18 protein-coding genes are annotated in these 11,754 nt (G+C 63.8%); 10 read left to right on the forward strand and 8 right to left on the reverse strand.

All coding sequences use genetic code 11. From position 1 onward, the window contains the following. Window positions 1–111: 111 nt before the first annotated feature. The 3 genes from AC1ROK_RS13035 (at window position 112) to AC1ROK_RS13045 (ending at window position 1,427) form a co-directional block, all read left to right on the forward strand. A complete protein-coding gene (locus AC1ROK_RS13035; protein ID WP_492847498.1) occupies window positions 112–411 on the forward strand; it encodes a hypothetical protein in 300 nt (99 codons plus the stop codon). A gap of 120 nt (window positions 412–531) precedes the next feature. Further along, entirely contained in the window at window positions 532–888 is a 357-nt protein-coding gene (locus AC1ROK_RS13040) for a cupin domain-containing protein (protein WP_492847500.1), read from the forward strand. Between the two features lie 254 nt (window positions 889–1,142). Beyond that, window positions 1,143–1,427, forward strand: coding sequence for a hypothetical protein (locus AC1ROK_RS13045; RefSeq protein ID WP_492847501.1), 285 nt, complete (start codon window positions 1,143–1,145; stop codon window positions 1,425–1,427). Between the two features lie 48 nt (window positions 1,428–1,475). Here AC1ROK_RS13045 and thrS read toward each other — a convergent pair whose 3' ends face one another. The 4 genes from thrS to AC1ROK_RS13065 all read right to left on the reverse strand — a co-directional run bounded on the left by thrS (window position 1,476) and on the right by AC1ROK_RS13065 (window position 4,718). Beyond that, window positions 1,476–3,446 carry a threonine--tRNA ligase gene (thrS, locus tag AC1ROK_RS13050; RefSeq protein ID WP_492847503.1) on the reverse strand — a complete coding sequence of 657 codons (1,971 nt, stop codon included), beginning with the start codon at window positions 3,444–3,446 and terminating at the stop codon, window positions 1,476–1,478. 154 nt (window positions 3,447–3,600) lie between these two features. Beyond that, window positions 3,601–3,861 (reverse strand): GlsB/YeaQ/YmgE family stress response membrane protein, encoded by a 261-nt coding sequence (locus AC1ROK_RS13055; protein ID WP_055881997.1) that lies wholly within the window; start codon window positions 3,859–3,861, stop codon window positions 3,601–3,603. A gap of 93 nt (window positions 3,862–3,954) precedes the next feature. After that, a complete protein-coding gene (gene yidD / locus AC1ROK_RS13060) occupies window positions 3,955–4,266 on the reverse strand; it encodes a membrane protein insertion efficiency factor YidD (protein WP_492847505.1) in 312 nt (103 codons plus the stop codon). Continuing rightward, window positions 4,266–4,718 (reverse strand): iron-sulfur cluster assembly scaffold protein, encoded by a 453-nt coding sequence (locus AC1ROK_RS13065; RefSeq protein ID WP_492847506.1) that lies wholly within the window; start codon window positions 4,716–4,718, stop codon window positions 4,266–4,268. The genes yidD and AC1ROK_RS13065 overlap by 1 nt, the downstream gene beginning before the upstream one ends. A gap of 156 nt (window positions 4,719–4,874) precedes the next feature. On the opposite strand from AC1ROK_RS13065, the gene folE reads away from it, so the two are divergent. The 3 genes from folE to hisI all read left to right on the forward strand — a co-directional run bounded on the left by folE (window position 4,875) and on the right by hisI (window position 6,906). Next, window positions 4,875–5,492 carry a GTP cyclohydrolase I FolE gene (gene folE / locus AC1ROK_RS13070; protein ID WP_492847508.1) on the forward strand — a complete coding sequence of 206 codons (618 nt, stop codon included), beginning with the start codon at window positions 4,875–4,877 and terminating at the stop codon, window positions 5,490–5,492. Window positions 5,493–5,585: 93 nt separating this feature from the next. Then, window positions 5,586–6,428, forward strand: a complete 843-nt coding sequence (locus AC1ROK_RS13075) for an AraC family transcriptional regulator (RefSeq protein WP_492847510.1) — start codon at window positions 5,586–5,588, stop codon at window positions 6,426–6,428. 31 nt (window positions 6,429–6,459) lie between these two features. Next, window positions 6,460–6,906 carry a phosphoribosyl-AMP cyclohydrolase gene (hisI, locus tag AC1ROK_RS13080; RefSeq protein WP_492847512.1) on the forward strand — a complete coding sequence of 149 codons (447 nt, stop codon included), beginning with the start codon at window positions 6,460–6,462 and terminating at the stop codon, window positions 6,904–6,906. Here the strand turns inward: hisI and AC1ROK_RS13085 are convergent. Together AC1ROK_RS13085 and AC1ROK_RS13090 are read right to left on the reverse strand one after the other, a co-directional pair. Further along, the gene (locus AC1ROK_RS13085; RefSeq protein WP_492847514.1) at window positions 6,900–7,121 is read right to left on the reverse strand and encodes a SlyX family protein; all 222 of its coding nucleotides are present in this window, start codon (window positions 7,119–7,121) and stop codon (window positions 6,900–6,902) included. The genes hisI and AC1ROK_RS13085 overlap by 7 nt on opposite strands. After that, the gene (locus tag AC1ROK_RS13090) at window positions 7,118–7,876 is read right to left on the reverse strand and encodes a rhomboid family intramembrane serine protease (RefSeq protein ID WP_492847516.1); all 759 of its coding nucleotides are present in this window, start codon (window positions 7,874–7,876) and stop codon (window positions 7,118–7,120) included. Before AC1ROK_RS13090 ends, AC1ROK_RS13085 begins: the two co-directional genes overlap by 4 nt. A gap of 186 nt (window positions 7,877–8,062) precedes the next feature. Here AC1ROK_RS13090 and AC1ROK_RS13095 point away from each other — a divergent pair, with 186 nt between their 5' ends. From AC1ROK_RS13095 to AC1ROK_RS13105, 3 genes are all read left to right on the forward strand, one after another. Beyond that, on the forward strand, window positions 8,063–8,725 hold the full coding sequence (locus AC1ROK_RS13095) for a PAS domain-containing protein (protein WP_492847518.1): 663 nt from the start codon (window positions 8,063–8,065) through the stop codon (window positions 8,723–8,725). Between the two features lie 205 nt (window positions 8,726–8,930). Continuing rightward, entirely contained in the window at window positions 8,931–9,554 is a 624-nt protein-coding gene (locus AC1ROK_RS13100; protein ID WP_492847520.1) for a PilZ domain-containing protein, read from the forward strand. Window positions 9,555–9,727: 173 nt separating this feature from the next. Continuing rightward, window positions 9,728–10,354: a transglutaminase-like cysteine peptidase gene (locus AC1ROK_RS13105; RefSeq protein ID WP_492847522.1), complete on the forward strand. Its 627-nt coding sequence runs from the start codon at window positions 9,728–9,730 to the stop codon at window positions 10,352–10,354. 11 nt (window positions 10,355–10,365) lie between these two features. On the opposite strand, the gene AC1ROK_RS13110 is transcribed toward AC1ROK_RS13105, so the two are convergent. Beyond that, the gene (locus AC1ROK_RS13110; protein WP_492847524.1) at window positions 10,366–10,686 is read right to left on the reverse strand and encodes a DUF6949 family protein; all 321 of its coding nucleotides are present in this window, start codon (window positions 10,684–10,686) and stop codon (window positions 10,366–10,368) included. A gap of 99 nt (window positions 10,687–10,785) precedes the next feature. Here AC1ROK_RS13110 and AC1ROK_RS13115 point away from each other — a divergent pair, with 99 nt between their 5' ends. Then, a complete protein-coding gene (locus tag AC1ROK_RS13115; protein ID WP_492847526.1) occupies window positions 10,786–11,457 on the forward strand; it encodes a hypothetical protein in 672 nt (223 codons plus the stop codon). A 77-nt stretch (window positions 11,458–11,534) separates the two neighbouring features. On the opposite strand, the gene AC1ROK_RS13120 is transcribed toward AC1ROK_RS13115, so the two are convergent. Further along, complete coding sequence (locus AC1ROK_RS13120) at window positions 11,535–11,753, reverse strand: DUF3126 family protein (RefSeq protein WP_055049303.1); 219 nt, start codon at window positions 11,751–11,753, stop codon at window positions 11,535–11,537. Window position 11,754: the final 1 nt, after the last annotated feature.

Here is an 11,754-nt window from a genome sequence, read left to right on the forward strand (position 1 = left end):
TTCGGAATCCGTTCAAAGCCTGCCTCCTATCAGACCGGCCATCGAAGCGGACGACATGCTCCGCTTCACGTTCCGCCCTTGGGTGGAATGCTCGTCTGACAGGAGAATAGAATGCAGAAGACTTTCGCGCTGGCTCTGCTGGCTGCATCCATTGTTGCCTTCCCGGTCGCCACCCCGTCGTTCGCCTTCGACGCCAGCAAGAGCCCGCTGTGTGGTCCCGACGCCCCGGAAGGCTACAAGCGCCCGGGCGGCTACTGCGACACTATCACCCAGAACAAGTCGTTGATCGAACTTGAAGACGGCTGCGCGCCATATGTTCCGACCAGCTTCGTCCTCGGCGCTTCGGCCAAGCCAGTGCTCATCGCCGAGTACTGCAACGAGCCGCCGATGCTGCCGCTTGCGGCAGCCTGAACACTCTGGAGGAGCGGCTCAGCGGCCGCTTCTTCTTTCCGCCTATTCAAATGCCATTCATCTGCCCTATCTTAGTAGTGGCAGCACGTTTCGGACACATGTCCCTTGGGGGGACTCGCTATGTCGAGGCATGCATTCTTCATCGCCGGTGATCGCGTCGTTCACGTCGCCAATCCCTGCGGTGCCGGTTTCCAGTATCAGGCGCAGTCGCACACGCTGCCGCCGCAGGCACAGATTGGCCCGCATCAACACGACGCGGCCGAGACGGTGCTCGTGGTGCAGGAGGGCATGCTGGAACTGATGGTCAATGGCGCGGCCGGCTATGTCGGCGCCGGATCGTTCGTCCGTATCCCCGCCAAAGCCTGGTTCGCCTACCGCAGCGTCGGCGACGAACCCGCCCGACTGCTCTGCCGCACCGCGCCGGCGCAGCCCGCCCGCGATGCCTGCAAGATCACTATCCAGATCGCTGCCGCATAGAGCGCTTTCAGGAACGGTTGCAGATTTCTCCCGTTCGAAAGCGCGACAAGATCAAGGGCCCGTCCGTCTGGAAGGGCCCTTTTCGCTTGTCTCGAGTCCAGTCAAAAAGTCATAAGTCGTATTATGATTCTGAACCGAAGTTGAATGCCGGGTTCGGCTTCAATTCACGCCGGTCTCACTAAGCCTCTCCACATCGGCGGACGACTTGCCCGCCTCCTGCCAGTCCGCTGGCAAATCCGTTCAGGAGAGAGAACTTGAAGAAGATTCTTGCCGTTGCCCTGCTGCTCGCTACCTCGGCAGCATTCCCCGCTGCCACTCCGGTGCTTGCCGACTCGAGCACCAATCCGCTCTGCGCTCCCGATGCCCCCGAGGTCTACAAGCGTCCGGGCGGCTACTGCGAGCAGCTCGACCAGGGCTCGCTGTTCCAGTCCGAAAAGGACTGCAACTACGTGATCGAGAGCATGCTGGCCACGCTGAAGCCCGGCGAGACGATCCTTGTCGCCGACAACTGCGACTATGAAGTGCCGGTCAAGCTCTGACGTCCCAGATGAAAGGGGCCGCATCGCTGCGGCCCCTTTCGTGTCATGCTATGCAGCCTGCTGCTTGAGGTCCGGTGGCACGGCTTCCGCCATCAGCTCGACGATCGCGTCGGTGGCAGCGATCACCTTCTGGCCTTCGGTGCCGAGGCGGCGAACCGATACGGTTCCCTCCTCCGCCTCGCGCTTGCCGACCACGAACATCAGCGGAACTTTCTGCACCGAGTGCTCGCGCACCTTGTAGTTGATCTTCTCGTTGCGTGCGTCGAGCTCGGCCCGAATGCCGCCCGCCTTCAGCCGGTCGACCAGTTTCTGGGCATAGTCGTCGGCTTCCGAGACGATGGTCGCGACCACCACCTGGGTGGGGGCCAGCCACATCGGCATCTTGCCGGCATAGTGCTCGATCATCATGCCGATGAAGCGCTCGAGCGAGCCGAGGATCGCGCGGTGCAGCATCACGGCGTACTTCTTGGTTCCGTCTTCGGCGACATACATCGCCCCGAGTCGCTCCGGCAGCACATAGTCGAGCTGCAGCGTCCCCACCTGCCAGGAGCGCCCGATGGCGTCCTTCAGGTGGAACTCGAGCTTGGGCGCATAGAAGGCGCCCTCGCCCTCGGCGATGACGAAGTCGTAGCCGGTGGCCTTGAGCGCATCGCCCAGCGCCTTCTCCGCCGCGTCCCAGCGCTCGATGGTGCCGCCGAACTTTTCCGGCCGCGTCGCGAGCTTGATGACGACGTTCTCAAAACCCATGTGCTCGTACACCGAGTACAACAGGTGCACGAAACGCTCGGTCTCGGCCTGGATCTGCTCCTCGGTGCAGAAGATGTGGGCGTCGTCCTGCGTCATCTGCCGCACGCGCAGCAGCCCGTGCAGCGCGCCGTGCGCTTCGTTACGGTGGCAGCAGCCGAACTCGGCCATGCGGATCGGCAGGTCGCGGTAGCTCTTGATCCCCTGGTTGAAGATCTGGATATGGGCCGGGCAGTTCATCGGCTTGAGCGCCATCAGTTCTGCCTTGCCCGAGAGCACCGGACCCGTCTCCTCGGTGCCGGGCACCTCGTCGGGCACGACGAACATGTTCTCGCGGTACTTGCCCCAGTGGCCGGAGGCTTCCCAGAACTTGGACGACATCAGCTGCGGGGTTTTCACCTCGTTGTAGCCGTTGGCGTTCACCCGGCGGCGGATATAAGCCTCCATCTGGTTGTAGAGGACATAGCCCTTGGGGTGCCAGAACACCGACCCCTGGGCTTCCTCCTGCAGATGGAACAGGTCGAGATCCTTGCCGATGCGGCGGTGGTCCCGCTTCTCGGCTTCCTCGATCATGTGCAGGTACTCGTCGAGTTCCTTCTGGCTGGCGAAGGCCGTCCCATAGATGCGGCTCAACACCGGATTGTTGCTGTCGCCACGCCAGTAGGCGCCGGCCACCTTGGTCAGCTTGAACGCCGTGCCGATGTCCTTGGTCGAGCGCATATGAGGGCCGCGGCAGAGGTCGAACCACTGGCCCTGCTTGTAGATCTTGATCATCTGGTCGGCCGGAATGGCGTCGACCAGCTCGACCTTGAAGTTCTCGCCCTTGGCGGCGAACACGCGCTTGGCCTCGTCGCGGGACCAGACCTCCTTGGTGAAGGCGGCGCCGCGCGCGATGATCTCGGCCATCTTCTTTTCGATGGTGGCGAAGTCATCCTCGCTGAACGGCGTGTCACGCTTGAAGTCGTAGTAGAAGCCGTTCTCGATCACCGGACCGATGGTGACCTGCGTCTCGGGCCACAGCTCCTGCACTGCCTCGGCAAGCACGTGCGCCGCGTCATGGCGGATCAGCCCGAGCCCGTCGGAGCTATCGCGCATCACGAACTCGATCTTGCCATCTTCTTCGAGCGGATCGGACAGGTCGCTGAGAACCCCGTTCCACTTCATGGCGACCGTCTTCTTGGCGAGGCTGGGGGAGATGCCCTCGACCACGGTGGTCCCGGTGGTGCCACGCGCATAGTCGCGTACTGCACCGTCGGGGAACGTCACCTTGATCATTTTCATCTCCAATGGAAATTGCCGGCGGAAGTGCCGGCAAGGCGGGGTGTCTAGCATGTGTCGCGGGGCTACGCCAAGCCGACGCACGAGTTCGCCCGGAGCGCGCGGGCTCCGGGCGATGCAATCCGTCCGACAGGGCCGAGGCGGCGAAGCGCTAGGTTCGCCGGCTCGATACCGCTCTGCCGATGGCAATAAGGATGCAGGCGCCGATAACGCCGGCAATCAGGTAACCGAACCAGCCGCCGAACGAGATGCCCAATAACCCGAACACCAGGCTGGCGACGATCGCGCCGACGATGCCCAGGATGATGTTCATCACCACGCCGCTGCTGTTGTTCATGAACCGCCCAGCGAGCCAACCCGCTATGCCGCCGATGATGATGGCGGCAAGCCAACCCACGCCGTCGAAAGCCATCTCACGTCTTCCTTCCCGATAAGTATCCAGCCAGCCAGAACATTCCGGCTCACCAGCAACAACGGCGGACGACGAAAAACGATCCGTGCTGCGCTATTTCCAGCGCCCGTACGTCCAGGGCACATACCAACGCGCGTCGGATGGTACCGCCTCCGGCACCGGATCGTAGCCATGCGTGCCGCCCGGCCGACACCGGACGATCCGCGCCAGGCCCATCCAGCCGCCGGGCCAGAAGCCGTGACGCCAGATGGCGTCGCGGGTGAATTCCGAGCAACTCGGAGCGTGCCGGCAGGTGCGGCCCATGAACATCGACAGCGAGTAGCGATAGCCCTGGATCAGCACGTACGAGACGAGCTTGAACGGCCAGTCGACGACGCTCCAGAACACCTGCGCGATGCGCTGCATCAGCCCGCAGCCGTGACCTGCGGAGCCTCGAGCTTGTCCAGCGCCTCGCACACCGCGTCGAACACCAGGAGCGTCGAGGTGTGGCGCGGGCGGTACTCGCGTACCGGCTCGAGATATCTGAGATCGGCCCATTTCTCGCCGGATGGCGGCGGGCCATCGGCCTTGAGCATGGCGGTCATCTCATCGCGCACCCTTCGGAACTCGCCGACCGGCGTGCCCACCACATGGGTCGCCACCACGGCGGCCGAGGTCTGTCCGAGCGCACAGGCCTGGATGTCATGGCCGTAGCCGGTGATCACTCCGTCGGCGACCTTGATATCCACTTCGATGGTCGAGCCGCAGACCCGGCTCACCTTGCGGGCGCTGGCATCGGGATCGGCGAGCCGCCCTGGCCTTGGCTGATTGCCGGCGAGTTCGAGGATCCGGTCCGAATAAAGATCGCTGAGTTCCATCTTTTTCGCGAAACTGTTTCTTGGCCGCTGTCGTTGCCAACCTATATAGTGATGGAGATGCAACAAGTCAGCGGCGTCCATCGTCACTGACACCGTACCGGGAACCGTGGGGCGACGTATTGCGTCTGTCGCCTGCTATTGACCGAGGAAACAAAGATGGACGCCAGCGCCAAGCCGCAGCACGTCAAGCTCGTCCCTGAAGTCACCCGTCCCAGCCGCGAACAGGCGGAAGCGGCGGTTCGCACGCTGATCGCCTGGGCCGGCGACGATCCCACCCGCGAGGGCCTGCTCGACACGCCGCACCGGGTCACCGGCGCCTATGGCGAGTTTTTCGGCGGCTACCAGCAGGATGCCGGGGAAGTCCTGCAGACCACTTTCAAGGAAGTCGGCGGCTACGATGATGTCGTGCTGGTGCGCGATATCCCGTTCTCGTCGCACTGCGAGCACCACATGGTGCCGTTCTTCGGCAAGGTGCACATCGCCTACCTGCCGCATGACGGCGTCGTCGGGCTGTCCAAGCTTGCCCGCCTGGTCGAGGTCTATGCCCGTCGCCTGCAGGTGCAGGAGAACATGACGGCGCAGATCATCGACGCCATCAACGAGCACCTCAACCCCCGCGGCGCCGCGGTGATGATCGAAGCCGAACACATGTGCATGTCGATGCGCGGCGTGCGGGCCCACGGCGCACTCACCATCACACAGCGTTTTACCGGCGTGTTCGCCGAGGACCGCAACGAGCAGGATCGCTTCTTCGCCATGGTCGGCAAGCGCTAGCATCTTCAGGCAGCAAGCCCGTCCCCGCGAACGCGGGGATTGACCGCAACCGCGATCAAGTCTGCTATATCTGGGCGGGCATAGGGTGAGCCCATGTCCGCCGTCGCCAAGACCCTCTGGATCATCGAATCGCGCTTCGGCATGCCGCTGACGCTCGAGGAAATGGCCGTGCATGCGGGCGTGTCGCGCTACCACCTGTCGCGCATCTTCCCCGAGGCCACCGGCTACTCGATCTCCGCCTATCTGCGCGGCCGCCGACTCACCGAGGCGGCAAAGGCGCTGGCCGGCGGCGCCCCCGATATCCTTGGCGTCGCGCTCGACGCCGGTTACGGCTCGCACGAGGCCTTCACCCGTGCCTTCCGCACGTTGACCGGCCTGACGCCGGAAGAGGTGCGACGCCGCCGGCGGCTAGACGATCTGCCTTTGCTCGAGCCGCTGCGCATCGATCCCGACGTGCCGGTAGACCTATGCGCCCCGCGCATCGAGGACCGCGGCCCGATCCGCGTCGCGGGGCTGCTGGCACGCTACGCCGCCAACGCCGATGCCGGGATCCCGGGGCAGTGGCAGCGCTTCGGCCCCTATGTCGGCAACGTTCCCGGCGAAATCCCGGGCGTCTATTACGGCCTCTCCGGGCGCTATTTCAGCGAAACCGGCGAGTGCGAGTACATGGCTGCCATGGAGGTGCGCGAGACCGCCGAGCTACCGCGCGAGTTCACGCTGGTCACCGTGCCGGCCCAGCGCTACGCCCGCCTCGCACATCGCGGCCACATCACCACCATCCGCTCGACCATCGAAGCGATCTTTGCCCAGTGGCTGCCGACCTCCGGCTACCGCAAGAAGCGCGGGCCGTGGAGCTTCATCGAGTATTATGGGCCCGACTTCAACGAGCACACCGGCCTCGGCACGGTCGAAATCTGGATCGCACTCGAGGATTGAGCGCAAGACGGGCGCGGGATAGAACCCGGCCATGAACACCTCCTTTGCCGACCCCACTGCCCTCAGCCACGCCGACCTCGAGGAAGGCGCCCTGTTCGCGCCGAAATTCGACGCGCACGGCCTCGTCACCGCCGTGGCGCAGGAAGCCGGCAGCAATCGCGTGCTGATGGTGGCGCATATGAACGCAGAGGCGTTGCGGCTCACCATCGAGACCGGCGAGGTGCACTACTATTCGCGCTCGCGGAAAAAGCTCTGGAAGAAGGGGGAAAGCTCGGGCGAAATCCAGAAGCTCGTTGAGATGCGGACCGACTGCGACCAGGACGTGGTGCTGCTGCTGGTCGAGCAGACCGGGCGCGGCGCGGCCTGCCACACCGGCAGGAAAAGCTGCTTCTACCGCATCGTCGAGGACGCCGCGACGCTGCGCCAGAGCGGCGAGCCGCGGCTGTTCGATCCGGCTGAGGTCTACAAAGCTCAGTAGTGCGGCGGCGGCGGTTCGACCGCTGGCGCCAGCGCCGGGTGCGCCTCGACGTCGCGCAACTGCGAGCCGAGATTGTGCAGCTCTCGCTTCAGCGCCTCAATTTCCTTGAAGTGCTCGGCGAGCGCCGAGTTCAGCTCCTCGATCGCCTGGTCCTGAAAGGCGATCGTCGTCTCCAGCGTCACGATGCGGGCGGTGAGGTCGATGATATCGCTCATTTGCTTTCCTCCTCAGGGGCGGCGGGGCGGCGTTCGAACAGCGGCGTAAGGAACAGGCCGGCGAGGAAGCCGCCCAGATGCGCCTGCCAGGCGATACCGATCGATTGCCCGATCAGCATGGGCAGGAACGGCACCGCTGCGTTGAGCACCAGCCACACCACAATGAAGAAGGCGGCACGCTGGTTGCGCATCAGTTCACCGAGGCTCGCCATCCGCCGCCCGAGCACGTGCTCGGTACCGGTCTCGGGATCGCGCCCGACGATCACCGGCTGGAAGATGAAACGGCACGCGGCCCCGGTGAGCCCCGCGACGCCGCCGGAGGCGCCGAGCAGCACCTGCAACATCGGCAGTGTCGTTGCCGCGAACGCCGCAGCCCCAGCCGCGGCACTCGCAAGGAAGAGAATCACCGTGGCTCGGGGGCTGTAACGGCGGGCCACCGGGGTGCCGAAAATGGCCAACCAGGCGCAATTGATTAAAAGGTGGTCCCATCCCGCATGCAAAAAGGCATGTGTGAACGGTGTCCAGAGCAGCGGTATCCACCCTCCGTCGATCTCGGCTCCGGGCATGCCGCGAGCGGGAATGAAGGCGAACCAGGTGATCAGTTGCAGGACACCTTGTTCGTTAAGAACGAAGGCTCTGGCGAGGTGCACGGCCAACATCAGGCCCAGCAGCGCGGTCACTACCCCGGGCAGCAGAATGGCCGGCTGGCGTCCGTCAGACGCCTGATTTTGTTGGTGATTTCGCTCGTCAGACATGAAAACTCCCGGTTTTCCGGGCTTTGTAGCCCAATCCCCCGACTTATCCACACGGGGTCCGCCGCGTTAACCCTAACAATTGTTTAAGGGCGATTTCCGCTCAGGCATTTGTCACTCTTGGTGCTGCGGCGGTCGCCCCTTCTCCGGGATGCGATGCTCGGGGTTTGGGAACAAGGCAAAAAGACTATGCAAAAGGCCAGCACCAAGGCGCTGTTCGACTATTGGAATGCGCTCCGCGGTTCTCGCAGTGCTCCGGATCGGCGCGATATCGACCCGACCCGAATCCGTTCCGCCCTCGCCAATACCTTTATCCTCGAGCTCAACGATTCCAACGAGTTCGATTTCCGCCTTGCCGGCTCGCATCTCTGCTCGGCCTATGCCCGCGAGCTGAAAGGCCGCTCCTTCACGCGTCTGTGGCACGAACGCGACCGCGACGCCATCGACACCCTGGTCCGCGCCGTCACCGAGGATCATGCGGTTGCCCTCGTCACGTTCCAGGGCACGACGGCGGTGCACACCCGCCTGTCGGTCGAGACCATCCTGCTGCCGCTGCGTCACAATGGCAGCACCCAGACGCGCCTGCTCGGCGCCATGACCTCGATCGACGAACCCTATTGGTTCGGCGTGCAGCCGATCATGGAGCAGCGCATCACCGGCCTGCGCCTGATCTGGCCGGACGACGTGTCGCTGGCCGATATGGCGAGCGATGTGGCGGCTTCCGTGCCGGCCGAGGACCTGGTCTTCGCCAGCGCCGGATCGCCCGTCCCTGCCCCGATGAGCGCCACCGTGTTCGGCCGTACCGCTCGCCGCTACGCTCATCTTGCAGTGATTGATGGCGGTCGGCGCTGAAGCGAGATCAGGAAAAGTTGCAGACTTTTCCGCTTCGATCTCGCGACAAACAAGGGCTCGGAGCAGCAGTGCGGTTCAAGGAAACGCAATGCGGCTCTAAAAATCGCCGATTTGGCGCATTGTGCGCCGCAAGCCTTACCTTCGATTAACCAAGAGCGGACTAGTGTAGGCCAATCAATCGCTTGGCCCCGGCAGGTCTCCTCTGATGCTCACCGACAACGCACGCTCCGCGCGACCTGCCCGCTCGTATGCGCAACTGCCGCGCTTTCAGCGCGTCAGGGTTTCGCTGCTCGGCCGCTACATGCTTACCGATCGCCGCGAGTTCCCCTGCCAAGTGCTCGAAATGTCGCCGGGTGACGCCGTGGTGATCGCGCCGATCTCGGGGATCGCCGGCGAACGCGTCATCGCTTACATCGATCATCTCGGCCGCATCGAGGGGGACATCACCGATGTCATCGATGGCGGCTTCAAGATGGATATCGTCGCGACCTCGCGCAAGCGCGACAAGATGGCGGCACAACTCACGTGGCTCGCCAACAAGGATCTGCTCAACCTGCCGGAAGACCGCCGGCACGAGCGCGTCGTGCCCGACAACCGGCACTCCACTGTCGTGCTCGACGATGGCCGCCGCTACAACTGCAAGATCATCGACATCTCGCTGTCGGGCGCCGCGATCGAACTCGCCGTCCGCCCGGCCATGGGCACCCCGGTGACCCTCGGCCGCATGCGCGCCCGCGTGGTTCGTCATTTCGGCGACGGCGTCGCGGTCGAGTTCGTCTCTGCCCAGGAAATGCTGACCGTCGTGCAGCAGAACCTCCGGGTCAACTAGAGCCTTTCGTCGCTTCGTTGCGAGCGCTCTGGCCGCCCCTGATTTCTATCCACCCCGCCATGCCTAACGAGTCCTCACCAGGACCGTTCGAATTCGCATAAAAACTAGCTTGCAGTTTTTCGTTCGGGGCAATTCGGCCCCGGCATCGTGGCTTCCGTCAGGGGGCAACCACGATGTCGAAGTTCAAAGGGTTCATCGCAGCGGCAGTCGCAATCGGGATGGCGGCATTCGTTCTCGCCATGCCGGCACACGCCGACCAGGTCGATTTCACCAACCCCGCCTACGCTCCGGCCGGCGGCATCACTAGCATCCCGGTGGGCGCCTCCGAGTTCTGCAAGTCGCATCGCAGTGAATGCAAGGCCAACCCGAACGCCGTTGGCGCCATGGTGCTGACCGAAGCGCGCTGGGCCGAACTCGTCCAGGTCAACAACGTCGTCAACTCGGCGATCACCGCCATCACCGACGAGGACTACTATCAGGTCGCCGAGTACTGGGCCTATCCCGATGACGGCTATGGCGACTGCGAGGATTTTGCGCTGGCCAAGCGCAAGGCGCTGATCTCCGCGGGCTGGAACCCGTCGACGCTGCTGGTCACGGTGGTTCGCGAGGCCAAGGGTACCGGCCATGCCGTGCTGATGGTCCGCACCGACCGCGGCGACCTCGTGCTCGACAACCAGGATGGCCGCATCCTCGTCTGGAACGAAACGCCCTACACCTACCTCAAGCGCCAGTCGCAGGCCGACGCCGGCCAGTGGGTCGACCTGGTCGATCCCCGCACCACCTTCGTTGCGTCGAAGTAAGGCCTACGCCGTCAGCTGGTGATGGCGAAATAGGTGCCGACGAACATCAGCCCGGTGATGAAGGCCCAGCCGAAGCCGACGAATGCTGCGATCAGCGCTGAACTGATCGACAGCGTACCGTTGCGATCGTGCTGCCAGCCCAGCTGCAGCATGATGAACGGACCGCAGACGAAACTCATTGCCAGGTGGCCGAGGCCGTGGGCAAAGGTCTTGCCGTCATAGCGCAACTCGGCCTGAGTCTTCGCCAGCCACTGATAGAGGTAGGTGCCGGCACCGGCGATGGCGAGCCCGACCGCCATGATCAGGCCGGCCAGCAGCAATTCCCTGAGCATTCACGCGCCCTCTGAATGATCGTCTTAACTCTTTGTTAAGCATATCCGGCGCCCATTGGGATGTCACCTGACGCACACAACACTGGTTAATTTGCAGCGATGGCCGGCGAGGCTCAGGTCCACAGACCCCATCACCACCCGATCGGCTTCAATCTCGCCGCCATTGCCGTGCTGCTGAGCCTCGTCGGAATCGGCGTTGCCTACCTGATCGACGCCGCCGGGCGCGGGGCTCGAACTCAGGCGCACCGGCTCGATACCGAAACCACCCTCACCCGGACGCTCGGCGGCCGCGATCTCGAAATCCCGCTGTCCTGGTTTCGCTACGAGGAGCAGCGCATCGAGGGTTTTGCCAAGCAGATCGACCTGCGCTTCGAGCTGCCATTCGGTGTCGACGGACATAGCGAGCCGGTGGACGTGACGCTGTTGCCGCGCAGTCGCGCACGACCGAGCGCAGCCCTGCTCGATGGCGTGTACCTGCACCAGTTCCTGCCCGAGCAGTTGGCCGGCCCACCAGGCCTCGTGGGCAAGCCGCTACGGGCGGACGGTGGTTATGCAGATGAAGTGGTCTGGTACGACCCACTGTCGGCCGAGCCGTTCGTCGCCAAATGTTCGAAGCCGATTGCCTCGGCGGCGACAGGCCAGTGCCTGAGGACAGTCTATCTCGGGCCGGGCGTCGCGGCGGTCTACGCCTTCCCGGAACCCGCGCTGCAGCACTGGCGTGATTTCGATGCGGAACTCACCGCCAGGTTGGGGCAGATCGGCGCGCTCTAGAGCGCCTTCAGCAAAAGTCGCGGACTTTTCCCGTTCGAAAGCGCGACCGATCAGGCCGCGCTCCCGACAGACGGTGCTTAGTGGATCTCGTCCAGGTCGACGTCCAGAATAGCCATCTGGAAATTGTAGGATCGGTCACCGTCCTCGTCGTCGACATAGATCAGGCCGAGGAATTCCTCGCCCAGATACACTTCCACGCTGTCGTTCTGCTTGTTGCGCGGGCGGACATCGATGTTCCGGTTGCCGAACTTCTGCTGCAGAAACTTCTGGAGCTTGATGATTTCAGGATGGTTCACG

This window comes from Devosia sp. GW821-FHT12F11 (assembly GCF_058806655.1).

Excerpts from the sequence above, each read along its gene's own strand:
- yidD (WP_492847505.1), bottom strand. The coding sequence starts at position 4,266 with ATGCAGCGCATCGCGCAGGTGTTCTGGAGCGTCGTCGACTGGCCGTTC.
- AC1ROK_RS13040 (WP_492847500.1), top strand. The coding sequence starts at position 532 with ATGTCGAGGCATGCATTCTTCATCGCCGGTGATCGCGTCGTTCACGTC.
- thrS (WP_492847503.1), bottom strand. The coding sequence starts at position 3,446 with ATGATCAAGGTGACGTTCCCCGACGGTGCAGTACGCGACTATGCGCGT.
- hisI (WP_492847512.1), top strand. The coding sequence starts at position 6,460 with ATGAACACCTCCTTTGCCGACCCCACTGCCCTCAGCCACGCCGACCTC.
- AC1ROK_RS13115 (WP_492847526.1), top strand. The coding sequence starts at position 10,786 with ATGGCCGGCGAGGCTCAGGTCCACAGACCCCATCACCACCCGATCGGC.
- AC1ROK_RS13065 (WP_492847506.1), bottom strand. The coding sequence starts at position 4,718 with ATGGAACTCAGCGATCTTTATTCGGACCGGATCCTCGAACTCGCCGGC.
- AC1ROK_RS13085 (WP_492847514.1), bottom strand. The coding sequence starts at position 7,121 with ATGAGCGATATCATCGACCTCACCGCCCGCATCGTGACGCTGGAGACG.
- AC1ROK_RS13090 (WP_492847516.1), bottom strand. The coding sequence starts at position 7,876 with ATGTCTGACGAGCGAAATCACCAACAAAATCAGGCGTCTGACGGACGC.
- AC1ROK_RS13035 (WP_492847498.1), top strand. The coding sequence starts at position 112 with ATGCAGAAGACTTTCGCGCTGGCTCTGCTGGCTGCATCCATTGTTGCC.
- AC1ROK_RS13100 (WP_492847520.1), top strand. The coding sequence starts at position 8,931 with ATGCTCACCGACAACGCACGCTCCGCGCGACCTGCCCGCTCGTATGCG.
- AC1ROK_RS13110 (WP_492847524.1), bottom strand. The coding sequence starts at position 10,686 with ATGCTCAGGGAATTGCTGCTGGCCGGCCTGATCATGGCGGTCGGGCTC.
- AC1ROK_RS13095 (WP_492847518.1), top strand. The coding sequence starts at position 8,063 with ATGCAAAAGGCCAGCACCAAGGCGCTGTTCGACTATTGGAATGCGCTC.
- folE (WP_492847508.1), top strand. The coding sequence starts at position 4,875 with ATGGACGCCAGCGCCAAGCCGCAGCACGTCAAGCTCGTCCCTGAAGTC.
- AC1ROK_RS13075 (WP_492847510.1), top strand. The coding sequence starts at position 5,586 with ATGTCCGCCGTCGCCAAGACCCTCTGGATCATCGAATCGCGCTTCGGC.
- AC1ROK_RS13105 (WP_492847522.1), top strand. The coding sequence starts at position 9,728 with ATGTCGAAGTTCAAAGGGTTCATCGCAGCGGCAGTCGCAATCGGGATG.
- AC1ROK_RS13055 (WP_055881997.1), bottom strand. The coding sequence starts at position 3,861 with ATGGCTTTCGACGGCGTGGGTTGGCTTGCCGCCATCATCATCGGCGGC.